Below are 21,288 nucleotides of genomic sequence, written 5' to 3'. Positions count from 1 at the left end.
GTCGACACGGCGTTCAGGGCACCTGAGGAGGACGACCGATGCCCATCGCAACCCCCGAGGTCTACGCGGAGATGCTGGACCGGGCCAAGGCGAACGAGTTCGCCTACCCCGCGATCAACGTCACCTCGTCGGAGACTCTCAACGCGGCTCTGCGCGGATTCGCCGAGGCCGAGAGCGACGGCATCATCCAGATCTCGACCGGCGGTGCCGAGTTCGCCTCGGGCACCAAGGTCAAGGACATGGTGACCGGCGCTGTGGCGCTCGCGGAGTTCGCGCACGTGGTCGCGGCCAAGTACCCGGTGAACATCGCGCTGCACACCGACCACTGCCCGAAGGACAAGCTCGACGGGTACGTGCGTCCGCTGATCGCGATCAGCCAGGAGCGGGTGGACAAGGGCGGCAACCCGCTCTTCCAGTCGCACATGTGGGACGGCTCGGCCGTGCCGCTGGAGGAGAACCTCCAGATCGCGAGCGAGCTGCTCGACCTCTCCGCCAAGGCGAAGATCGTCCTCGAGATCGAGGTCGGTGTCGTCGGTGGCGAGGAGGACGGCGTCGACAACGAGATCAACGACAAGCTCTACACGACGCCAGAGGACTACCTGAAGACCGTCGACGCGCTCGGCGCCGGTGAGAAGGGCCGCTACCTCCTCGCCGCGACGTTCGGCAACGTGCACGGCGTCTACAAGCCGGGCAACGTGAAGCTGCGTCCGGAGATCCTCAAGCAGGGCCAGGACGTGGCGGCGGAGAAGCTGGGCCTCCCGGCCGGCTCGAAGCCGTTCGACCTCGTCTTCCACGGCGGCTCCGGCTCGCTGCTCGAGGAGATCCACGAGGCCGTGTCGTACGGCGTCATCAAGATGAACATCGACACGGACACGCAGTACGCCTTCACCCGCCCGATCGCGGCGCACATGTTCGCGAACTACGACGGCGTGCTGAAGATCGACGGCGAGGTAGGCAACAAGAAGACCTACGACCCGCGCAGCTACCTCAAGGCCGCCGAGACGGCCATGGGCGCCCGCATCGCGCAGGCGTGTGAGCACCTCAAGTCGTCGGGCCGCATGATCGCGGGCTGACCTGCTTCAACGATGAAGGGCACCTTCATCCACGTCACGTGGATGAAGGTGCCCTTCATCTTTTTCAGCTGAGCTTGAGGCGTGAGGCGAGCAGTTGGGCTTCCGGACGGTGGATGAGCATGTCGCCCGCGGTCCACAGCACCGCCAGCAGCACGGCGGTCACCGCGGCCGACGAGAACGAGATCGGCGGACCCCACAGGTACTCCTGCTGGAACCAGATGCCGACGTAGCCGACCGTCGTGACGGTGGCAGACCCCAGCACGGCCGCGGCCGGCGTGGGCATCTTGGCCGCGTGCGCCGCGTCGATCGCGAGCCCGACGAGGATCAGGAACAACGGCACCGCGGACTTCGGGAAGTCGATCCCGGCCAGCATCGGCCAGATCAGGCACCGGTACGCGACATAACCGCCGGCGACGGCCGTGGCCGCCCAGGGCTTCTCGATCGTGCGCCGCGCGATCACCAGCACGATCGCGGCCGCCACCAGGCCCCACACCGGGTAGACCCAGTCCGCGATCGGCAATGCGAAGTTGACCACCGCCTCACGCCCGACCGGGATGCCGAGCTGGTCGGCGGCGAACTGCAGCAGGATCGGCTCGGCCTCCGGCCTGCCGCTGTCGTAGGCCTGCAGCGCGCGCACGCCGTACTCCTGGTGCTGGTTGGGGAACCAGACGTTCTCCAGGAAGAAGAACCACAGCGCGACCAGGCCGAACGTGCGCATGTTGCCGTTCGGGAAGTACTTCATCCACCCGCGGATCGCGCCGGCCAGCATGACCGCGGTGCCCAGGTACAGCAGCGCGTGCGAACCGGACCACGACGTGATGTCGAGGCCGTTGATCCGGTGGTTGATGACGTCGATCGGCAGCGCGACCAGGAAGATCCCGCACCCGACCTGCATCAGCCGCAGTGTGAGCTTGTCGACGCCGTAGCCGGTGAACGTGTGGAACAACGTCAGCCCGACCACGATCACCGTGCCGACGGTGTTGATCAGGTGCGGCGGGGCGAGGTCGTCGCGCAGCCATTTGAAGTGCCACGAGACGTCCCACGACGAGCCCAGCAGCTTGAGCAGCAAGCCGACCAGCCAGAGCTGGTACAGCTGCTTCGTCAGCGTCGCCGGTGTGTCCCTGCCTGGTGCGCCTCGCTCCCAGTACTGGTCGCGGAACTGCCTTACCCCCTGGATCATCCGCACATCATGAGCGGACAGGCGGTGGACAGGAAGCCGAAACCACCCTGGTTTTACCCTGATGTTTCCAATTCGTATGCACGATCGGGTGAGCGTCGTTGATCTCTCCGGGCTAGCGCGGCACAGTGCACGCCCATGGCTAAGAAGATCGTCGCCGGAGTGCTCGTGACCGCGTTGATGCTGGCCGTTGTGGCCGCTGTCATGAGGGTGTTCATGTCCTGACACGTGGCAGTGCGGCACGATGGGCCGCATGCATGAGAACCTCCTCGGGCCTGAGCCGACCCGTCTTCCCGAGCGCCCTGAGGCGCAGGCAGCCGCGGATGGTGGCACCGATCCCGGCAAGATCGTTCGCGCTTACCCCGACTTCTCCGAGGCGTGGGCGCTGCTGGCAGAGCGTGCCCTGCACTCGGGTGACCCCGTCGCCGCGTACGCCTACGCCCGCACCGGCTACCACCGCGGCCTCGACCAGCTGCGTCGTTCCGGCTGGAAGGGCTTCGGCCCGGTGCCGTGGGACCACCGGCCGAACCAGGGCTTCCTGCGCGCGCTCGCCGCGCTGGCCCGTGCCGCCCGCGAGATCGGCGAGGACGAGGAGTGGGAGCGCTGCTCGAAGTTCCTCGCTGACTCCGACCCCAAGGCGCCGGCCGCGCTGGGTCTGGCCTGATCTGACGTGGGTGCTGTCCGGGACGCGGTCGGGCGCGGGCTGACGCGGTGGCGCGGGGCCGCGCTGCCGATCGTCCAAAGTGCTCTGTCCGCGGGCCTCGCCTGGCTCGTGGCGACCCTCGTCATCGGACACGAACACCCGTTCTTCGCGCCGATCGCCGCAGTCATCTGCCTCGGAGTCTCTTTGGGGCAACGGCTGCGGCGCGTCGGCGAGCTCGTCGTCGGCGTGTCCGTCGGCGTCGGGGTGGGCGACGCGCTGATCGGCTGGATCGGCAGCGGGCCGTGGCAGATCGCGCTCGTCGTCGGCCTCGCGATGTCCGGAGCCGTGCTGCTGGACGGCGGCTCGGTCATCGCGCTTCAGGCCGGGTCGTCCGCGGTTCTGGTCGCGACGTTGCTGCCGCCGAGTGCGGGCGGCGGGTTCGACCGCATGATCGACGCGCTGACCGGTGGCCTCGTGGGCCTCGCGGTGGCGGCGTTGCTGCCGGCCAACCCGGTCACCGTGGCCCAACGGCAGCTGAAGGCGCTCACGAACACCCTCAGCAGCGCATTGCGGAACATCGCCGAGGCCCTCACCGAGGACGACGCGGTCAAGGCGGCCGGCGTGCTGGCGGAGCTGCGGACCAGCCAGTCCACGATCGACGACTACAAGTCGGCGCTGCAGACCGGCAGCGAGATCGCGAGGATCGCGCCCATCCGGTGGCGGTCCAAGGACGAGCTCAGCAGGTACCAGACCGCGGCCGGGCCGGTGGACTACGCGATCCGCAACACCCGCGTGCTCGCCCGCCGGACGATGGCGGCGCTCAAGGCGCACGAGGAGATTCCGGACGGTGTGCCGGAGGTCCTGAAGGACTACGCGGACGCCGTCGACTGTTTGAAGGCCGAGCTCGAGAAGGGCAAGGAGCCCAAGCAGACGCGGGAGGCCGTGCGAAACGCCGCGCGGGTGCTCACCGCGCGGCGCCTCGGCGGGGACGGGTTCTCGTCGAAGGTCGTGCTGGCGCAGATCCGGAGCGTGGCCGTGGATCTGCTGCAGGCGACCGGGTTGAGCAGGAGCGAGGCCATGGAGGCGTTGCCGCCGCTCAGCCCTCCGGCCGGTTCAGCAGGCCCAGCAGCAGCGAGTGAACCGGCTCGTGATCGCGAGGATCGGCCAGGGCACACGACGCGCCCGTGATGGCGTACCACTCTTCCGCACCCTCGTAGCGGACCAGCGCACGCAGCTGACCGTCATCGGCCAGGTCCGTGCGCAGTTCCAGGTCTCCGGTGACGACGCCGACCTCGTCCGTCATCACGCCACCGGGACCGGCCACGAAAAGCGAGGAGAGTGAGTTCATCAGCAGCTGTTGAGCATTCCCGTCAGTGCGGTCTTCTCGGAACTCTGCAGGGTGAGTCCCCAGTTCTTCTTCGTCCGGACCCACATCTTCGCGTACGTGCAGTTGTAGGACGACAGCGGAGGCTTCCAGGAGGCCGGGTCCTGGTCGCCCTTGGCCTGGTTCACGTTGTCGGTCACCGCGATCAGCTGCGGGCCGGACAGGTCGTTCGCGAACGACTGGCGTCGGGACGTGGTCCAGGACGACGCGCCGGACCGCCAGGCTTCCGCCAGCGGCACGATGTGGTCGATGTCCACGTCGGAGGCCGCGGTCCAGGTGGCGCCGTCGTACGGGGAGAACCAGCGGCCCGACGTGGCCGCGCACGACGAGTCGGTCACCACGTTCGTGCCGTCGCGCTTCAGCACGACCTCACGGGTGTTGCACGTGCCCGACTGAGTGATCCAGTGGGGGAACTTGTCGCGCGAATAGCCCGTCATCGAGCCCTCGCTGGCGACGGTGAGGCTCGCCAGCTCGGATTTCGCAGTAGTGGTGCTGGGGATGTTCGGCGGTGTCGCGAGTGCAGGGGAAACAAAACCAATGGTGAGCGCCATTGTGGCAACAGAAACACCAATGATTCGGTTAACTTTTGACATCATCCCGACCTTCCTTGTTGGAAGTGATCGGGACCACCCTTAGTCACATTATGGAATTACGCAATGCCTTTGGGTGACACTCAAGTGAACGACAAGCACACGCCTAGACGCCTCGAACCAGCCTCAGGTCCTCGGTGTGCCGGTACCAGGTCCACTTGTCGATCGCGCGCGGGTGCTTGTGACCATCGAGAACGGCGGTCGTGGGCAGGCAGCCGAGCTGGAACGCGCGCGGCCGGCTCTCCCGGACCCGTGTGCCGATGAGGCGCTTGTTGACGATTCGGACGATGAGGCCCAAGCCGCCGTCGGGGTCGGGCGTGCACTCGATCCGCGACGCCTGGCCGCGCAGCACGTTGTCCGCGTCGCTGTAACCCACGCCACGAACCGGCGACAACACGCCGAGTCCCATCAGGACACCGCCGACGTCGTCACGGACGAACGGGACGGGATCTACGTCACCGTTCAGTGCGACGTCCAGCGCCCGGCCGGGGTCCGGCGAAAGGCCCCAAAGTGCGGCAACGGGCGAATCGCCCACGGGCACGTAACCGAGGGCGACGGAAGCGAGCTTCTCCTTGCGCAGCAACCGCAACGCGACCGCGGCCAGGTCCGCGTCAGTACCCACGACGATCAGCCGTTCGGCGTCCAGGTGTTGATCTACGTGGTCCTTGCCGGGGCGGGCTGGAACGACGTGGACGTCGTCACGTTGAGTGATCATTGGCAACTGCGTGTTTCCGCAGGCCAACACGATTCCGCGCACGGTCATCTCCTGGTCTACCCTCGCTTACCGGCATTCGCTTGAACCAGTCCAAGTGCTTGGAGTTTCACATGCCGGCCGTCGTGCTGATCGGTGCCCAGTGGGGCGATGAGGGCAAGGGCAAGGCCACCGACATCCTCGGTGAGCGTGTCCAGTGGATCGTCCGCTACCAGGGCGGCAACAACGCGGGTCACACCGTGGTCCTCCCGGACGGCCAGAAGTTCGCCCTGCACCTCATCCCGTCCGGCATCCTCACGCCCGGCGTGAAGAACGTGATCGGCAACGGTGTCGTGGTCGACCCCGGCGTGCTGCTCGAGGAGCTCGCGGGCCTGGAGGAGAAGGGCGTCGACACCAGCGGCCTGCTGATCTCGTCGGACGCGCACTTGATCATGCCGTACCACGTGGCCATCGACAAGGTGACCGAGCGGTACCTGGGCAAGGCGAAGATCGGCACGACCGGTCGCGGCATCGGCCCCGCCTACCAGGACAAGCTCGCCCGCGTCGGCGTGCGCGTGCAGGACCTGCTGGACGAGAAGATCCTCCGGCAGAAGGTCGAGGCGGCCCTGGACTTCAAGAACCAGGTGCTGGTCAAGGTCTACAACCGCAAGGCGCTCGACCCCGACCAGGTCGTCGACCAGGTCCTGGAGCGCGGTCAGCACTTCGTGCACCGCATCGCGGACACCCGCCTGCTGCTCAACCAGGCGCTGGACCGCGACGAGATCGTGGTGCTGGAGGGCTCGCAGGGCACCCTGCTCGACGTCGACCACGGCACCTACCCGTTCGTCACGTCGTCGAACCCGACCTCGGGTGGCGCGACGGTCGGCTCCGGCGTCGGCCCGACCCGCATCAGCACGGTGATCGGCATCCTGAAGGCGTACACGACCCGAGTGGGCTCCGGTCCGTTCCCGACCGAGCTCAACGACGACCAGGGCGAGTACCTCCGCAAGCAGGGCGGCGAGTTCGGTGTCACCACCGGACGCTCGCGCCGCACCGGCTGGTTCGACGCCGTGATCGCCCGCTACGCCTCGCGCGTCAACGGCATCACCGACTACTTCCTCACCAAGCTGGACGTGTTGTCCGGCCTGGAGAAGGTGCCGGTCTGCGTCGCGTACGAAGTGGACGGCCGCCGTGTCGACGAGATGCCGATGACGCAGACCGACGTGCACCACGCCGTCCCGGTCTACGAGGAGCTGCCGGGCTGGTTCGAGGACATCTCGCACTGCCGCACGTTCGACGAGCTGCCGGCCAACGCCAAGGCCTACGTCGAGTACCTGGAGAGCATCATCGGCGCCCGCGTGTCGGCGATCGGCGTCGGTCCTGGCCGCGACCAGACGATCGTCCGCCACGACGTCCTCGGCTGATCAAACTCACCGAAGGGCCGTGATCAGCTCCCCGAGCCGGTTGCGGCCCTTGATCAGTTCTCGGGCCATCGTGCCGTCGTCCTTCACCACGCCGTGGACGGCGTCCTTCACCACGCCGTGGACGGCGTCCGGTGGCGGTGCGAACGTCTCCCCGGCGAGCTGAGCCGGTGCCACGCACTTGGGTTCCACGCAACGAGTCCGGCTCGAGCGTGCGGTACGGCTCCGCAAACCCGGTCCAGCGCGCCACGAACACGTCGGCGTGCTGTTCACGGGCTCTCAACGCCGTGACGCCAGGAGGAACAGGTACGGCACGAGCACGAATGCCCGCCAGAGCGCGAGAGTCGCGTATGTCGTTGTGACATCTGACCGGACGTGCGTCAGTTCGTGCAGAACGATGGCGTCACTCGGCCGTTGGAAGAAAAACCACCCGCGACCGACTATCTCGAAGTCAGACGCTTTTTCACGATTTGGGCGTCGTTGACTCACGCTCTGGACTCGCCTGTACTTCGCGCCGTGGCCCTTTCACTCGTTCGGAAACCGACGCTACCGGTGCGGTGGATCAGCCCGGTCGCGCTGGTCCTGCTGTGGCAACTGGCCAGCTCAACGGGTGTTCTCTCGCCCGAGAAGCTGGCTTCTCCACTGACGGTGGCGGAGTCCGCCGCGGAGCTCATCGCGGACGGACAACTGGTCGACGCATTCCTCGTTTCACTGGGCCGCGTTTTCTTCGGATTTCTCATCGGCGGCCTGGTCGGCGTCGCTCTCGGGCTCATTTCGGGCCTTTCCCGGTGGGGCGAGACATTGTTGGACCCGCCCGTCCAGATGTTGCGCACGCTGCCGCACCTCGGCCTGATCCCGCTGTTCATCCTGTGGTTCGGCATCGGCGAGGAACCCAAGCTGGCGCTGGTCGCGGCCGGTGTCGCGTTCCCGCTCTACCTCAACCTGCACGCGGGCATCCGGCAGACCGACCCCGGTCTGGTCGAGGCCGCTCGTGCGCTGGGCTACAGCCGGTTCGAACGCGTCGCGCACGTCGTGCTGCCGTCCGCCGTGCCACAAACCCTGGTGGGACTGCGGATCGCGCTCGGCACCGCGTGGTTGTCGCTGATCGTCGGCGAGCAGATCAACGCCGACTCCGGGCTCGGCCACCTGATCAACAACGCCCGTGAGTTCCTCCGCACCGATGTCGTGGTCGTCGGCCTCGTGGTCTACGCGCTGCTCGGCCTCACCACGGACGCGCTGGTGCGCCTTCTCGAAAGGAGAGTGCTGCGATGGCGAGCCCGGTGAGCGTGCGCGGACTGCGCAAGGCTTTCGGCGCACGGACGGTCCTGGACGACATCGACCTGGAGATCGCGCCGGGTGAGTTCGTGGCCCTGCTCGGTCGCAGCGGCTGCGGGAAGTCGACGTTGCTGCGCATCCTCGCGGGCCTGGACCGGGAGATCACCGGCGAGGCGCGGGTCTCCGGGACGGTGTCGATCGCGTTCCAGCAGCCGCGTCTGCTGCCGTGGCGCAAGGTCTGGCGGAACATCTCGTTGGGCCTGCAGAAGCCCGACGGGCGCGCGATCGCCTTGAAGGCGCTCGAAGAAGTGCGGTTGCCCGATCACGCCGACGCGTGGCCCCTGACGTTGTCCGGTGGTGAGGCACAACGGGTTTCGCTCGCACGGGCGTTGGTGCGCGAGCCAGACGTGCTGCTGCTGGACGAACCGTTCGGCGCGTTGGACGCGTTGACCCGGCTCGCCATGCACCACCTGGTGGAAGACCTGTGGGTCAGGCACCGGCCCGCTGTGCTGCTCGTGACGCACGACGTCGACGAGGCGTTGCTGCTGGCCGACCGGATCCTCGTGCTGGACGAGGGCCGGATCGTCGCCACCCACCACGTCGACCTGCCCCGCCCGCGTCGCCGGGCTTCCGTTGTGGAGCAACGCACCCGCGTGCTCGCCGATCTGGGAGTGGATGTTGAAACAGCTGCCTAAGAGGAGCCTGCTCGGTCTGCTCGCCGCGATTTTGTTCACGACCGGGTGCGCGGCGACGGCACAGGACACCCCGGCCGGCGAGGTCGTGCTGAAGGTCGGCGACCAGAAGGGCGGCGCGAAGGCACTGCTCACCGCGGCCGGTCTGCTGAACGACTTCCCGTACAAGCTCGAATGGTCGACGTTCACCTCCGGCCCGCCTCTGCTGGAGGCGGCTTCCGCGGGAGCGATCGACCTCGGAGGTGTCGGCAACACACCGCCGATCTTCGCCGCCGCCGCGAACGCCAAGATCGCCGCCGTTGGTGCGTCGAAGGGCGAGGTCGAGGCAGACGCGATCCTCGTGCCGGAGAACTCGCCTCTTCGCAGTGTCAACGACTTGAAGGGCAAGAACATCGCGGTCGCCAAGGGCAGCTCGGCGCACGGCCAGGTGCTGCTGACGTTGCGCGCCAACGGCTTGACGACCAAGGACGTCACGTTGAACTACCTGCAGCCGTCGGATGCGTACGGCGCGTTCACGCAGGGCAAGGTCGATGCTTGGGCGGTCTGGGATCCGTACACCGCGCAGGCGCAGCAGGAGGCGAAGGCCCGCGTGCTCACCACCGGTGAGGGCAGGTCGAACGGGTACGGCTTCCAGGTCGCGGGCCGCAAGGCGTTGGACGACAAGGGGAAGAACCCGGCGATCAAGGAATACCTGATCCGCTACTACAAGGCGCAGAAGTGGGCCGACACGCACCGCGAGGAGTGGGCGAAGGCGTGGGCGGCGGAGACGGGCCTCAAGTACGAGGTCGCTCTGGCCGCGGTCAACCGCAACGGCGACCTGCCGGTGAAGCTCGACGACACCCTGATCAAGTCCGAGCAGGAGCTCGCGGACGCGTTCACCGAGGACAAGACGTTGCCGGGCAAGGTCGACTTCGCGAAGTTCGTCGACACGAGGTTCCAGGGAGATCTCGCATGAGCGTCACACTGCACTGGTTCCTGCCGACGTCCGGCGACGGCCGCACGGTCGTGGAGCACTTCCACGCCAACCGCGCGGCGGCGGCCGGGGCTCGTCGCGAGCCGGACATCGACTACCTGGCGCAGATCGCGCGCACGGCCGAGCAGGTCGGGTTCACCGGTGTGCTCACGCCGACCGGTACGTGGTGCGAGGACGCGTGGCTGACCACGGCCGCGTTGATCGCGCAGACCTCGAAGCTGAAGTTCCTGGTGGCGTTCCGGCCGGGGGTGCTGTCGCCGACGCTGGCCGCGCAGATGGCCTCGACGTACCAGCGGATCTCGCGCGGGCGGTTGCTGCTGAACGTCGTCACCGGCGGTGATTCCGTTGAGCAGCAACGGTTCGGTGACTGGCTCGACCACGACCAGCGCTACTCCCGCACGGACGAGTTCCTGCAGATCGTGCGCGGGATCTGGACCGGCGAGCCGTATTCGTTCGAGGGCGAGCACTACCAGGTCCAGGACGCGACTTTGCTGGCTGCGCCGAATCCGACCCCGCCGATCTACTTCGGTGGCTCGTCGGACGCCGCACTGCCGGTGGCCGCTCGAACCGCTGACGTGTACCTGACCTGGGGCGAACCGCCGGAGGACGTGGCAGCGAAGATCGCGCGGGTCCGGGCGTTGACGGACCGACCAATCCGGTTCGGCATCCGGCTGCACACGATCAGCCGGGACACCTCAGCTGAGGCGTGGGCGGCAGCAGCGAAGTTGCTCGACGCGCTCGACCCAGCGGCGGTGGCCAAGGCGCAGGAGCAGCTGCGGACGTCGGAATCCGTTGGCCAGCAACGGATGCTGGCGCTGCACGGCGGTGACCTCAGCCGTGGCGTGCGAGGCCTGGAGATCTACCCGAACCTGTGGGCGGGCGTCGGGCTCGTGCGTGGCGGTGCGGGAACGGCGCTGGTGGGTTCGCACTCGGAGGTCGCCGACCTGATCGAGGAGTACCACTCCGTCGGGATCAGCGAGTTCATCCTCTCCGGCTACCCGCACCTCGAAGAGGCCTACTGGTTCGGCGAAGGCGTGCGGCCCCAGCTCGAACAACGCGGGTTGCTCGACGGGGACCGCACGCTCGCATCGGCTATCGCTTGACCTTGGCTTCGATGGCCGTGTCGGGGTTGTCCGCGAACACGCCGTCGATGCCGGTCTTGAAGAACACGTCGTACTCCTCGAAGGCCCGGCCGTACGCGGCCGGGTCGACCGAGGACCGGAAGTCGGCCGGCAGGAACGAGTTCTCGTTGCGGAACGTCCACGAGTGCACGATCAGACCGACCTTGTGCGCGTCCTTGACCACGGTCGTCGGCTGCTTGAGGAAGCCGGCGGCGTCCCGCGGGATGATCAGGTCCTTGGTGAGACCCACGCCGTCCGCGTAGCTGCGGATCTCGCGCAGACCAGCCGGGGTGACCAGGTCGGCGTAGGTGCGCTTGTCGCCGCCCACGATGAAGTCGTACGGCGCGCCGGAACCGTTGACCAGCTGGACCAGCGGCACGCGCAGCGACCTGTTGAGCTCCTTGAGGTTGGAGACCTCGAACGACTGCACGTAGACCTTGGCGCTGCGGCGGTTGAGACCGTTGCGGTTCAGCACGTCGACGAGCTTCGGCTCCAGCGCGAGACCGATCGACTTGAAGTACGTCGGGTGCTTGGTCTCCGGGTAGATGCCGATCTCGCGGTCGAGCTCACGGGACAGGCGCTTGGTGAGGTCGATGACCTCCTGCAGTGTCGGCACCTCGAAGCGGCCGTCGTAGAGCGTGTTTCGCGGGCGGATCGCGGGGATGCGTTCCTTGGCGCGCAACGTCTTCAGCTCGGCGAGCGTGAAGTCCTCGGTGAACCAGCCGGTGATCGGGGTGCCGTCGATGACCTTGGTCTTCTTGCGGTCGAGGAACTGCGTCTTGGTCGAAACGTCGGTCGTGCCGCCGATCTCGTTCTCGTGCCGCGCGACCAGCTTGCCGTCCTTGGTCGAGACCAGGTCCGGCTCGATGTAGTCCGCACCCGTGCGAGCCGCGAGCTCGTAGGCCGCGAGGGTGTGCTCGGGCCGGTACGCCGACGCACCCCGGTGCCCGATGACGATCGGGCCCTTGTCGTCGTGTGCCGAAGCGGAGGGCAGGGACGCCACCACCGCACCCGCGAAGACGAGGACTACGGCGGCTAGACCTCTCCGATACATCGTTCGACCTCCCGTTTGTGTTGAGAGCGCACCCAAGCATCGCAACACGAAAAGCAGGTGAACGGTTACTCACGAGGCAGTGTCTATTCACGTGACAGGGCGGCTTCCTCCAAGTCCAGCTCGCGCAGCACGCGGAAGAGCACCTCGTCGTCGATCTCCCCGTTGTCTCGCGCCTTGATGAACTCGTCCCGTTCGGCCTTGAGCATCGCCGTGCGCAGCCTCCGGTACGCGGCTGCGGGGCTCTCCTCCTCCTGCCGCCCGAGCCGTTCCCAGGCGGCGTTGCCCCGATGCTCGGCGAGCGATCGCAGCTGGTCGCGGACGTGCTCGGGCACGTTGTCGATCTCCTCGTCCAGCCGCGTCACGGCCGCCTGCGCGGCGCGGTGCTGCACCTGGGCCTCGGCCAGTGCGTCCTTGCGGGCGTCGTCGCCCTCGAAGCCGATCTTGTTGATCAGCCACGGCAACGTCGTGCCCTGCAACAACAACGTGGCGACCGTCACGACGAAGGCGCAGAACAGGATGATGTCGCGTCCCGGGACGTTCTCCGGGACCGCCGCAGCGGCGGCCAGTGTGACCACGCCGCGCATGCCCGCCCACGAGATCACCGTGACCTGGCCGAGGTGCGGAGGCCGGTCCTCGCGTTTCTTGAGCTTCGGGAAGAGGATCCTCGGCAGGTAGGTGGCCGGGTACATCCAGACGAACCGCGCCAGGATCGTGGCGAGCAGCACTGCGGCCGCGCCCAGCAGCAGACCCGTGTCGAGGTCGACGTTCCTGACGATGGTCGACACCTGCAGGCCGATGAGGGCGAAGACGAACGACTCCAGCAGCACGTCCGCACTGCGCCACACCGCGGCGTCCTGCAGCCGGGTCGAGTAGGTGCCGCGCGGCGCGTTGTGGCCGATGTACAGGCCCGCGACGACCACCGCGAGCACACCGGAGACGTGCGCCGCCTCCTCGGCGAGCAGATAGGCACCGAACGGCACGAGCAGACCCAGCGCGCTCTCCAGCACGCCCTCGCAGAGCCGTTTGCGCAGGAAGCGGACCACCACGCCGACGACGAGACCGACCGCGATGCCGCCGACCGTGATCAGCAGGAACATCCCGACGCTGGTGACGGGGTGCATGGCCGTGCCCGCCGCGGCCGCCACCGCGACCTTGAACGCGGTCAGCGCCGTGGCGTCGTTGATCAGGCTCTCGCCGACCAGCAGCGTCATCGCACGGCGTTGCAGCCCGAGCTTGCGCCCGATCGCGACGGCGGCAACGGCGTCCGGCGGGGCGACCACCGCGCCCAGGACCAGCGCGGCGGCGAACGGCAGGTCGGGGAAGACCAGCCTGGCCGTGATGCCGACGACGAACGTCGTGAACAGCACCAACCCGACCGCGAGCAGGCCGATCGGGCGCAGGTTCGCGCGGATGTTGAGGTACGAGCTGTCCAGCGCGGCGCTGTAGAGCAGCGGCGGCAGCACCAGGACCAGGATCAGGTGCGGGTCGAGCTCGAACTCCGGCACACCTGGGATGAACGAGACCACGAGCCCGACGGCGACCAGCACCAGCGGCGCCGACCAGTTCAGGCGGCGCGCGATGGCGGTGACGACCAGCGCTCCGAGCAACAGCAGCAGTAGTTCAGGCCCGACCATGCCGCTCATTCTGCGTAATGATGGGAGCCATGACCTGTTCGCACGTGGGAGCGCTGCCCGCAGCGGTGGCGCCGGAGTCGACCGAGGGCTGCGTCGACTGTCTCGCTCTGGGTGAGCACAACTGGGCTCACCTGCGGATGTGCCTGTCCTGTGGGCACGTGGCGTGCTGCGACTCGAGTCCCGGCAAGCACGCGACCAAGCACTTCGGTGCGTCCCAGCATCCGGTCATGAGGTCCTTCGAACCGGGCGAGGACTGGCGCTGGTGCTATGTGGACAGTGCCATCGTGTGAGCAGCGCTTCTTTGCAATCCCTTTGGATTGATCGTCTGCCCTTGTGACAGCGGCCACAGTACGGTTCGACCGTGGCCAACCCGGACCTCGCCCGCATCGTCGCGGAGCACGACGAGGAGATGCCGTCGCGCTCGCTCTCACCCAGGTGGGAGCGGGCCCTTTGGATCGCCGGCCTGCTGATCGCACTGCTGGTGCTCAAACAGGTGTTCTTCCCGTTCGCCAAGGGAAGCCAGTACTACCTGATCATCTTCCTGGCGGTGACGCTGCCGCTGGTGTTCCTGTCCTACGGCAAGGGGCACCAGCCGCCCTGGTGGGACTGGGTGCTGGCTGGTGCCGCGTTCGTCGTCGGCGCGTACCCGCTGTTCGGGGGCTTCGACGAGTTCCTGAACCGGCAGGGGCAGCTGACGTCGTTGGACGTCACCGCCGGCGCGATCCTGCTCGTGCTGATCCTGGAGGCCTGCCGACGCACGACCGGGTGGGTGCTTCCGGTGGTGTGCCTGGGGTTCATCGCCTACGCGTACTACGGCGGGTTCCTGCCGCCGGCGTGGTCGATCGCGCACTCCGGCGTCGACTTCTCGCAGATCATCAACGGGTTCTTCAACGACGCCAGCGGGTTCTACGGGACGCCGCTGGACGTCGCCGCCACCTACATCGTGCTGTTCACGATCTACGGCGCGGTGCTGAACGCTTCTGGCGCCGGGAAGTTCTTCGTCGACGTCAGCTTCGCCGCCTTCCGGAAGTCGCGGACGGCGCCCGGGCGTACCGCGGCGACGGCTGGGTTCCTGCTGGGCACGGTGTCCGGCTCCGGTACCGCGACGACCGTGTCGTTGGGCGCGGTGACGTGGCCGATGCTGCAGAAAGCCGGTTATCCCAAGGAGAACGCGGGCGGGCTGCTCGCGGCGTCCGGCATCGGGGCGATCCTGTCGCCGCCGACGCTCGGCGCGGCGGCGTTCATCATCGCGGAGTACCTGCAGGTGTCGTACCTGTCGGTGCTGATCTGGGCGATCATCCCGACGTTGCTCTACTACCTGGGCATCGCGCTGGCGGTCGAGGCCGACGCGCGGCGGTTCGGGGCGCGGCCGGTCGACGTGGACGCACCGCGGTTCTGGGACGTGCTGAAGCTCGGCTGGTACCACTTCCTGTCGCTCGGGATCATCATCGTCTTCCTGGCTTTGGACATCCCGGTCTACAAGGCCGTCGTGTACGCGACCGGTGTCGCGGCGCTGTTCGCGTTGATCAACCACCGGCGTGACTGGTTCCGGCTGATCGCCGACTCGCTGTCTGTTGGCGTGCGCTCGGCGTTCCCGGTGATCGCGGTGTGCGCGGCGGCCGGCGTGATCACGTCGACGATCACCAAGACCGGGCTGGGGCAAGCGCTTGCGGGGTCTCTCGTGGACCTGGCTTCGCTGCTGACCTCGTCGCCGACGGTGATCCTGATGTTGACGGCGGTGTTCGCGGCCGTCGCGGTGTCGGTGCTCGGGCTGGCCGTGCCGGTGACCGCGTCGTTCATCATCTCGTGGGTCGTGATCGGGCCGGCGTTGATCACGCTGGGCGTCGAGCCGGCCGAGACCGCGATGTTCATCTTCTACTACGCGGTGTTGTCCGAGGTCACGCCGCCGACGGCGCTGGCTGCGGTCGCCGCGGCCGCGCTGACCGGCGGCGATGTCATGAAGACGATGTGGCAGACGTGGAAGTACACGCTGCCGGCGTTCCTCGTGCCGCTGGCGTTCGTGCTGACCGACAACGGCGCCGGCCTGCTGCTGCGCGGGCCGTTGCTGGATTCGGTGTGGACGTTCGGTGCGTCCGCGCTGGGGGTAGCCGCTCTTGCGGTGCTGACCGGCGGGTGGCTGTTCGGTCCCGCGCGCTGGCCGGAACGCGTGCTGTGCGTGCCGGCCGCGTTGTTCCTGCTCTATCTGCAGCCGTTGACGATCGCCATCGGGGCCGGGTTCCTCGTGGTGGCCGTGGCGGTCCACCTGGTTACTCGTAGGAGGGTTCCTGATGCTGCGTAAGTACGCGATCGGTGCGATCGCATTGGCTCTCGTGGTTTCCGGGTGTGGTGGCAAGCGCACGCCCACGACGCCGGACGCCGGCGGCTCTCAGACGTCCTGTGAGGCGTCCGACGGCCGGATCACGATCGCGACCGGCAACTCCGGTGGCGTGTACTTCGTGGTCGGCGGCGGGTTGGCGAAGCTGATCTCCGACAACTCGAAGCTGAAGGCGTCCTCTGCCGAGACCGGTGCGTCCGTGCAGAACATCCAGCAGCTCGTCTCCGGCACGTACGACATCGCGTTCTCGCTCGCCGACACGGCAGCCGACGCGGTGAACGGCACCGGGGCGTTCAACGGCAAGAAGGAGAAGATCGCGGCGCTGTCGCGGATCTACCCGAACTACACGCAGGTGCTCGTCCGGGCGGACTCCGGGATCAACTCGATCGCGGACATGAAGGGCAAGCGGATCTCGACGGGCTCGCCGAAGTCCGGCACCGAGGTGATCGCGGGCCGCCTGCTGAAGTCGGCGGGTCTCAACATCGACTCCGACGTTCAGGCTCAGCGTCTGGACCTGACCAAGACCGCGGACGGGATGAAGGACGGCAGCATCGACGGGCTGATCTGGTCCGGTGGTCTGCCGACGCCGCAGATCACGGACATCACGACGTCGCTCAAGGACCGGGTGAAGTTCGTCGACATCACCCCGTTGCTGCCGGAGATGAAGAAGATCAGCCCGGTCTACGACACCGCGTCGATCCCGGCGGCGACCTACGGGACCTCGGACGTTCCGACGATCGTGGTGCCGAACCTGCTGCTCGTCCGAGAGGACTTCGCGGCCAACAACGCGTGCGCGGTGACCAAGCTGATCTTCGACAAGAAGGCTGACCTGGAGAAGGTGCACCCGGCCGTGAAGGACATCGACAAGGCCAAGGCTTCGGCCTCCGACCCGGTCCCGCTGCACCCTGGGGCGAAGCAGGCGCTCGGCTGAACTACGCTGGGGCATCGTGCGCGTCCTGGTCATCGGGTCTGGAGCCCGTGAGCATGCCCTTGTCCTCGCGTTGTCGCGCGACCCGCAGCTGACTGCTTTGGCGTGCGCGCCTGGCAACGCCGGCATCGCGGGACACTCCGAGATCTACGGCGTGGACGTCGCAGATGCTTCGGCGGTCGCCACCCTCGCGAAGGAGTGGAAGGCCGACCTCGTTGTCATCGGCCCCGAACAACCCCTGGTCGTCGGGGCCGCTGACGCGGTTCGTTCGTTGGGGATCCCGTGCTTCGGGCCGTCGAAGGCGGCGGCCCGGATCGAGGGGTCCAAGGCGTTCGCGAAGGACGTCATGAACGCCGCGGGGGTGCCGACCGCGCACAGCGAGGTCGTGGACAACCCGGCCCGCCTGGACGCCGCGCTGGGCCGCTTCGGGCCGACGTGGGTCGTGAAGGACGACGGTCTGGCCGCGGGCAAGGGCGTCGTGGTGACGTCCGACCTGGCCGCTGCCCGTGCGCACGCGATGACGTTGCTCGACGGTGGTCACCCGGTGCTGCTGGAGTCCTTCCTGGACGGTCCTGAGGTGTCGCTGTTCTGCGTCACCGACGGTGTGTCCGTCGTGCCGCTGATCCCGGCCCAGGACTTCAAGCGTGTGGGTGACGGGGACCACGGTCCGAACACCGGTGGCATGGGTGCTTACGCGCCGCTGCCGTGGGCGCCTTCCGGGCTGGTTGATGAGATTGTTTCGCGTTGTGTGCAGCCGGTTGTCGACGAGCTGCGCGCGCGGGAGACGCCGTTCGTCGGTCTGCTGTACGCGGGTCTGGCTCTGACGTCCAACGGCGTGCAGGTGATCGAGTTCAACTGCCGCTTCGGTGACCCGGAGACCCAGTCGGTCCTGGCCCTGCTGAAGTCGCCGATCTCGTCTCTGTTCCTGGCCGCGGCTCAGGGCACGCTTGCGGATCTTCCTGCTCTGGAGTGGGAGAACGGCTACGCCGTCACGGTCGTCGTGGCTGCCGAGGGCTACCCCGGCCGCCCGCGCACGGGTGACGTGATCACCGGCTCCGAGGCCGACGGCGTGCTGCACGCAGGCACTCGTCGCCGCGAGGACGGCGCCGTGGTCTCCGCGGGCGGCCGCGTGCTGTCCGTCGTGGGCACCGGCAAGTCGCTGTCGAAGGCCCGTGACCGCGCTTACAAGCGCATCGCGGACATCCACCTCACCGGCTCGCACCACCGTTCGGACATCGCCTCGAAGGCAGTCGACGGCCAGATCACGGTGCCGTGAGCCTGCTCGGCTGCCTGCTGGGCGGCGCCGTGGGAGACGGCCTGGGTGCGCCGATCGAGTTCTCGTCGATCGACACGATCCGGCGTCTTTACGGTGAGGCGGGCGTCGTCGACCTGCCGTCGTTGGAGATCACCGACGACACCCAGATGGTGCTGTTCACTTTGGAGGGTCTGCTGCTCGCGCGGCAGCACTCCGTTGATCCGCTGCTCTCGGTTCGTGCGGCTTACGGCCGTTGGCTGCACACCCAGGGCGGGCCTCCGGTCGCCGACGACGGCTGGCTGATGGCGGACCAGCGCCTGCACTCCCGGCGCGCGCCGGGCCACACGTGCATCACCGCCTTGAAGCACAACGAAAAGAACGACTCCAAGGGCTGCGGCGGCGTCATGCGCGCCGCCCCCGTCGCCGTGTGGTCCCGCGACATGCGCGAGGTCTTCACGTTGGCGGCAGGAACAGCGCGCATGACGCACCACCACCCCAGCGGCTACCTGTCCGCAGGCGCTCTGGCCGTGATCGTCGCCGCTCTGTTCGGCGGCCACGACCTGGTTTCGGCCGTGTCTGTAGCCCGCTCCGAACTGGTGCGCTGGGAAGGGCACGAGGAACAAACCTCGTTGCTGGACAAGGTGATGGGCCTCGGCCCACTGACCCCGGAAGAAATCGAGTCCGAACTGGGCGGCGGCTGGGTGGGCGAAGAAGCCCTGGCCATCGGCCTGCACGCGGCCCTGGTGGGCGCAGATTTCCCTGCTGCTCTACGCCTGGCGGTCAACCACTCAGGCGACTCGGACTCGACCGGCTCGATCTGCGGCAACATCCTGGGCGCCCGCGACGGCGTTGCCGTGATCCCTCAGTCGTGGCTTTCCGTGCTCGAACTGCGAGACGTGATCGAACGCCTGGCCCTCAGCTGGTGACGGGAATCCACAACTCCGCTTTCGCCGTGTCACCCTCGATCTGCGTGTGCAACATCGACGGCCCCTCAACGCTCTCGTAGCTGTTGGACGGGAACCACTGCGTGTACACGTCCCGCCACATGTGCTGAATCGTCTCGGGATACGGCCCTTCGGCCTTGAACACCGCCCACGTGTGCTCCGGCACGTCGAGCGTCTCCATGTCGCTCGGGGCTTCTTCGTTGGTCACCACCCCGTGGAAGTAGTCGAGGTGATCTCCTTCCTCGACGCCCTCCTGGTTGAACGTGAGCGCGACGAGCCCTCCCGGCTCCCCGTCGCTCAGCTCCTTCATCCGCTCCAACGTCGGCATACCGATGCCCCTGATGAACTCGACGATCGCGGGGTTCATCCCCAGGTGCACCAACGGCACCCGCGTCCCCCGCCCAACAACCTGGAACGCCTTCTTCTCAACGATCCGGTACTCCATGCTCGAACTCCCCTCGACAATCAGCTTGAACGTCAGAATCTGCTGTGACTGCAACGACCTTCTCTCGGTCCGCGCCTCCTGCGGCCCGACCCCGTGCATGGCCCTGAACGCCCGGGCAAAGGCCTCGTTGGACCCATAACCCCACCTGATCGCAATGTCGAGCAGCGAGTCGTGTCCACTGAGGACCTCACTCGCGGCCTTGGTGAGTCGCCTCCGCCGGACGTACTCGCTCAACGGAATCCCCGCGAGCGCACTGAACAACCTCCGCAGGTGGTACTCACTCGTCCCCGCGATCCGGGCGAGGTGTCGCACGTCCACCTCGCCGTCGAGGTTGTCCTCGATGTGGGCCATGGCTTGGTTCAGTCGTTCCAGCACGCGTCCAACGCTATGGGCTCAGCCGGGGAAGCACCCGACTTCCTGTGCCCTATCCGATCGCCTTGCGCACCTCGTCGACCATCCGCTTGGCGATCGGCGCGAACTGCCGCACGTACTGCTTGGGGTCGTCCGGCGCCCAGTCTCCGTACCCCGTGAGCCGCACCTGAGTGCGTCCAGCCACGAACGAGATCGTGGGCGAGTCACCGACCAGGTAGCTGCAGGTCGCGAAGTCCCCGATGTTCTCGTCGCTGAGCACCGCCTCACCCGTGATGCCGCGCGCTGGTGAGTTCGGGTTGCAGTCCTGTGCGTTCTTCACCGCCATCTCGGCATCCCGGTACGTCCGCAACTCGACCTTCAGCGCCTTGCCATCGCTCCGGTCGCGGGCGGTGAACCACTCGGGCGACAGCCGCCGGCAGTCTTGCTGATTCGAGTAGTAGTACCGCGTCTCGTTGTTCTCGTGGACGAACTTCTCCATGCCTTCCGGTGCGTGGAAGTCGGCCTCGACGAGGCCGGAGTCCTTGCTCTGGGTGAGCTCCTGGAAGAGTTCGGCGCTCAAGATGTCACAAGCATTCGGCACACTCTCGTACCTGCCCGTGTGCACGTGCGTGGTCCGCCCTTGCGGTCCCTTGACGAAGTTCTCCGCCACCCGCCGCGCAAGACTCTCGAACGTCGCCCGGTAGTCGGTGATCTCCTTGTTGTCAGCCATCGTGCGGGCACCCAGATGCGCCTGCACTTTGCTGTCAGCGGAGATGATGCGCGCGTTGAAGCTGTCGGGTTTCGTGTCGGGTTTGATGAAGACCTTGATGCCGTCGACGGCCAGCGACGTCTCGTCCTTGTCTGGACCGTTCACCTGATACAGGCGGTTGAACGGCGTCTGATCAATGGAGAGCGTGATCCGTGTGATCTCTTTCCCGTTCATGGGCTCGTACAAGCACGACGAGATGGCCTGGATCTCGTCCTTGATGGTCGCGTCGGCGGCAGGCACCGACCGCGGCACATAGCTCTGGCTGTGCCAGCCGTGCGCTGCGGCCTTGAACCCGACCTCTTCGATCAGCGTCGCGGGCATCATGGTGCAGGCGTCGTAGAGCGTCACGTCCCCGTACTTGACCGCCTCCGCCTCGGTCTTCTGCACGACCACCTCGGTGTCAGCAGGTTCAGGCACGGTCGGGGACGCCTGCTTCTCGTCGTTCCCCTTCAGCAAGACCGCTGCTGTGACCCCGCCCCCGACGAGGACCACCGCAGCCAAGATCGCGGTAATGATCAACCCCGTGCGTTTCT

General features: G+C 67.3%; 22 protein-coding genes. 13 read left to right on the top strand and 9 right to left on the bottom strand.

Features of this window, described 5'->3' with window-relative positions:
• Positions 1-38 precede the first annotated feature (38 nt).
• On the top strand, positions 39-1,073 hold the full coding sequence (gene fbaA, locus LFM09_RS14300; RefSeq protein WP_414096890.1) for a class II fructose-bisphosphate aldolase: 1,035 nt from the start codon (positions 39-41) through the stop codon (positions 1,071-1,073).
• Positions 1,074-1,137: 64 nt separating this feature from the next.
• On the opposite strand, the gene LFM09_RS14295 is transcribed toward fbaA, so the two are convergent.
• Positions 1,138-2,253 (bottom strand): hypothetical protein, encoded by a 1,116-nt coding sequence (locus LFM09_RS14295; protein ID WP_414096889.1) that lies wholly within the window; start codon positions 2,251-2,253, stop codon positions 1,138-1,140.
• Between the two features lie 250 nt (positions 2,254-2,503).
• On the opposite strand from LFM09_RS14295, the gene LFM09_RS14290 reads away from it, so the two are divergent.
• Positions 2,504-2,914 carry a DUF3151 domain-containing protein gene (locus tag LFM09_RS14290; protein ID WP_414096888.1) on the top strand — a complete coding sequence of 137 codons (411 nt, stop codon included), beginning with the start codon at positions 2,504-2,506 and terminating at the stop codon, positions 2,912-2,914.
• A gap of 6 nt (positions 2,915-2,920) precedes the next feature.
• Positions 2,921-4,081 carry an FUSC family protein gene (locus LFM09_RS14285; protein ID WP_414096887.1) on the top strand — a complete coding sequence of 387 codons (1,161 nt, stop codon included), beginning with the start codon at positions 2,921-2,923 and terminating at the stop codon, positions 4,079-4,081.
• On the opposite strand, the gene LFM09_RS14280 is transcribed toward LFM09_RS14285, so the two are convergent.
• From LFM09_RS14280 to LFM09_RS14270, 3 genes are all read right to left on the bottom strand, one after another.
• Positions 3,990-4,241, bottom strand: a complete 252-nt coding sequence (locus LFM09_RS14280) for a hypothetical protein (protein WP_414096886.1) — start codon at positions 4,239-4,241, stop codon at positions 3,990-3,992. The two genes, LFM09_RS14285 and LFM09_RS14280, sit on opposite strands and share 92 nt — an antisense overlap.
• The gene (locus LFM09_RS14275) at positions 4,241-4,828 is read right to left on the bottom strand and encodes an HNH endonuclease family protein (protein WP_414096885.1); all 588 of its coding nucleotides are present in this window, start codon (positions 4,826-4,828) and stop codon (positions 4,241-4,243) included. The genes LFM09_RS14280 and LFM09_RS14275 overlap by 1 nt, the downstream gene beginning before the upstream one ends.
• Positions 4,829-4,973: 145 nt before the next feature.
• The gene (locus tag LFM09_RS14270; RefSeq protein ID WP_414096884.1) at positions 4,974-5,582 is read right to left on the bottom strand and encodes a hypothetical protein; all 609 of its coding nucleotides are present in this window, start codon (positions 5,580-5,582) and stop codon (positions 4,974-4,976) included.
• A gap of 110 nt (positions 5,583-5,692) precedes the next feature.
• On the opposite strand from LFM09_RS14270, the gene LFM09_RS14265 reads away from it, so the two are divergent.
• Entirely contained in the window at positions 5,693-6,982 is a 1,290-nt protein-coding gene (locus tag LFM09_RS14265; protein ID WP_112276682.1) for an adenylosuccinate synthase, read from the top strand.
• Between the two features lie 6 nt (positions 6,983-6,988).
• Here the strand turns inward: LFM09_RS14265 and LFM09_RS14260 are convergent, their stop codons facing one another.
• Positions 6,989-7,171 (bottom strand): hypothetical protein, encoded by a 183-nt coding sequence (locus LFM09_RS14260; RefSeq protein ID WP_414096883.1) that lies wholly within the window; start codon positions 7,169-7,171, stop codon positions 6,989-6,991.
• A gap of 324 nt (positions 7,172-7,495) precedes the next feature.
• On the opposite strand from LFM09_RS14260, the gene LFM09_RS14255 reads away from it, so the two are divergent.
• Genes LFM09_RS14255 through LFM09_RS14240 form a run of 4 tightly spaced genes read left to right on the top strand, consistent with a single transcriptional unit; the run spans position 7,496 to position 11,022 of the window.
• Positions 7,496-8,263 carry an ABC transporter permease gene (locus tag LFM09_RS14255; protein ID WP_414096882.1) on the top strand — a complete coding sequence of 256 codons (768 nt, stop codon included), beginning with the start codon at positions 7,496-7,498 and terminating at the stop codon, positions 8,261-8,263.
• Complete coding sequence (locus LFM09_RS14250) at positions 8,248-8,949, top strand: ABC transporter ATP-binding protein (protein WP_414096881.1); 702 nt, start codon at positions 8,248-8,250, stop codon at positions 8,947-8,949. The genes LFM09_RS14255 and LFM09_RS14250 overlap by 16 nt, the downstream gene beginning before the upstream one ends.
• Positions 8,933-9,901 (top strand): ABC transporter substrate-binding protein, encoded by a 969-nt coding sequence (locus LFM09_RS14245; protein ID WP_414096880.1) that lies wholly within the window; start codon positions 8,933-8,935, stop codon positions 9,899-9,901. Before LFM09_RS14250 ends, LFM09_RS14245 begins: the two co-directional genes overlap by 17 nt.
• Positions 9,898-11,022, top strand: coding sequence for an LLM class flavin-dependent oxidoreductase (locus tag LFM09_RS14240; protein ID WP_414096879.1), 1,125 nt, complete (start codon positions 9,898-9,900; stop codon positions 11,020-11,022). Before LFM09_RS14245 ends, LFM09_RS14240 begins: the two co-directional genes overlap by 4 nt.
• On the opposite strand, the gene LFM09_RS14235 is transcribed toward LFM09_RS14240, so the two are convergent.
• Both LFM09_RS14235 and LFM09_RS14230 read right to left on the bottom strand, forming a co-directional pair.
• A complete protein-coding gene (locus tag LFM09_RS14235; protein ID WP_414096878.1) occupies positions 11,012-12,094 on the bottom strand; it encodes a glycerophosphodiester phosphodiesterase in 1,083 nt (360 codons plus the stop codon). The genes LFM09_RS14240 and LFM09_RS14235 overlap by 11 nt on opposite strands.
• Before the next feature lie 83 nt (positions 12,095-12,177).
• On the bottom strand, positions 12,178-13,737 hold the full coding sequence (locus tag LFM09_RS14230) for a Na+/H+ antiporter (protein ID WP_414096877.1): 1,560 nt from the start codon (positions 13,735-13,737) through the stop codon (positions 12,178-12,180).
• Between the two features lie 20 nt (positions 13,738-13,757).
• On the opposite strand from LFM09_RS14230, the gene LFM09_RS14225 reads away from it, so the two are divergent.
• From LFM09_RS14225 to LFM09_RS14205, 5 genes are all read left to right on the top strand, one after another.
• Positions 13,758-14,018: a UBP-type zinc finger domain-containing protein gene (locus LFM09_RS14225; protein ID WP_414096876.1), complete on the top strand. Its 261-nt coding sequence runs from the start codon at positions 13,758-13,760 to the stop codon at positions 14,016-14,018.
• 119 nt (positions 14,019-14,137) lie between these two features.
• Entirely contained in the window at positions 14,138-16,027 is a 1,890-nt protein-coding gene (locus LFM09_RS14220) for a TRAP transporter permease (protein ID WP_414096941.1), read from the top strand.
• Entirely contained in the window at positions 16,017-16,994 is a 978-nt protein-coding gene (locus tag LFM09_RS14215) for a TAXI family TRAP transporter solute-binding subunit (RefSeq protein ID WP_414096875.1), read from the top strand. Before LFM09_RS14220 ends, LFM09_RS14215 begins: the two co-directional genes overlap by 11 nt.
• A gap of 16 nt (positions 16,995-17,010) precedes the next feature.
• Positions 17,011-18,267, top strand: a complete 1,257-nt coding sequence (gene purD / locus LFM09_RS14210; protein ID WP_414096874.1) for a phosphoribosylamine--glycine ligase — start codon at positions 17,011-17,013, stop codon at positions 18,265-18,267.
• The gene (locus LFM09_RS14205; protein WP_414096873.1) at positions 18,264-19,172 is read left to right on the top strand and encodes an ADP-ribosylglycohydrolase family protein; all 909 of its coding nucleotides are present in this window, start codon (positions 18,264-18,266) and stop codon (positions 19,170-19,172) included. Before purD ends, LFM09_RS14205 begins: the two co-directional genes overlap by 4 nt.
• Here LFM09_RS14205 and LFM09_RS14200 read toward each other — a convergent pair.
• Both LFM09_RS14200 and LFM09_RS14195 read right to left on the bottom strand, forming a co-directional pair.
• Positions 19,162-20,010, bottom strand: coding sequence for an AraC family transcriptional regulator (locus tag LFM09_RS14200; RefSeq protein WP_414096872.1), 849 nt, complete (start codon positions 20,008-20,010; stop codon positions 19,162-19,164). The two genes, LFM09_RS14205 and LFM09_RS14200, sit on opposite strands and share 11 nt — an antisense overlap.
• A 49-nt stretch (positions 20,011-20,059) precedes the next feature.
• The gene (locus LFM09_RS14195) at positions 20,060-21,211 is read right to left on the bottom strand and encodes a hypothetical protein (protein ID WP_414096871.1); all 1,152 of its coding nucleotides are present in this window, start codon (positions 21,209-21,211) and stop codon (positions 20,060-20,062) included.
• Positions 21,212-21,288 lie beyond the last annotated feature (77 nt).

It is taken from the genome of Lentzea alba (genome assembly GCF_047445655.1).
Classification (GTDB): domain Bacteria; phylum Actinomycetota; class Actinomycetes; order Mycobacteriales; family Pseudonocardiaceae; genus Lentzea; species Lentzea alba_A.
The sequence above is the reverse complement of the archived record's forward strand: the minus strand, read 5'-3'. Positions and strand labels throughout refer to the sequence as shown.

Coding starts and splice junctions, on each gene's coding strand:
- fbaA (WP_414096890.1), top strand. CDS start 39: ATGCCCATCGCAACCCCCGAGGTCTACGCGGAGATGCTGGACCGGGCC.
- LFM09_RS14295 (WP_414096889.1), bottom strand. CDS start 2,253: ATGATCCAGGGGGTAAGGCAGTTCCGCGACCAGTACTGGGAGCGAGGC.
- LFM09_RS14290 (WP_414096888.1), top strand. CDS start 2,504: ATGCATGAGAACCTCCTCGGGCCTGAGCCGACCCGTCTTCCCGAGCGC.
- LFM09_RS14280 (WP_414096886.1), bottom strand. CDS start 4,241: ATGAACTCACTCTCCTCGCTTTTCGTGGCCGGTCCCGGTGGCGTGATG.
- LFM09_RS14275 (WP_414096885.1), bottom strand. CDS start 4,828: ATGGCGCTCACCATTGGTTTTGTTTCCCCTGCACTCGCGACACCGCCG.
- LFM09_RS14270 (WP_414096884.1), bottom strand. CDS start 5,582: ATGATCACTCAACGTGACGACGTCCACGTCGTTCCAGCCCGCCCCGGC.
- LFM09_RS14265 (WP_112276682.1), top strand. CDS start 5,693: ATGCCGGCCGTCGTGCTGATCGGTGCCCAGTGGGGCGATGAGGGCAAG.
- LFM09_RS14250 (WP_414096881.1), top strand. CDS start 8,248: ATGGCGAGCCCGGTGAGCGTGCGCGGACTGCGCAAGGCTTTCGGCGCA.
- LFM09_RS14240 (WP_414096879.1), top strand. CDS start 9,898: ATGAGCGTCACACTGCACTGGTTCCTGCCGACGTCCGGCGACGGCCGC.
- LFM09_RS14235 (WP_414096878.1), bottom strand. CDS start 12,094: ATGTATCGGAGAGGTCTAGCCGCCGTAGTCCTCGTCTTCGCGGGTGCG.
- LFM09_RS14230 (WP_414096877.1), bottom strand. CDS start 13,737: ATGAGCGGCATGGTCGGGCCTGAACTACTGCTGCTGTTGCTCGGAGCG.
- LFM09_RS14225 (WP_414096876.1), top strand. CDS start 13,758: ATGACCTGTTCGCACGTGGGAGCGCTGCCCGCAGCGGTGGCGCCGGAG.
- LFM09_RS14220 (WP_414096941.1), top strand. CDS start 14,138: ATGCCGTCGCGCTCGCTCTCACCCAGGTGGGAGCGGGCCCTTTGGATC.
- LFM09_RS14215 (WP_414096875.1), top strand. CDS start 16,017: ATGCTGCGTAAGTACGCGATCGGTGCGATCGCATTGGCTCTCGTGGTT.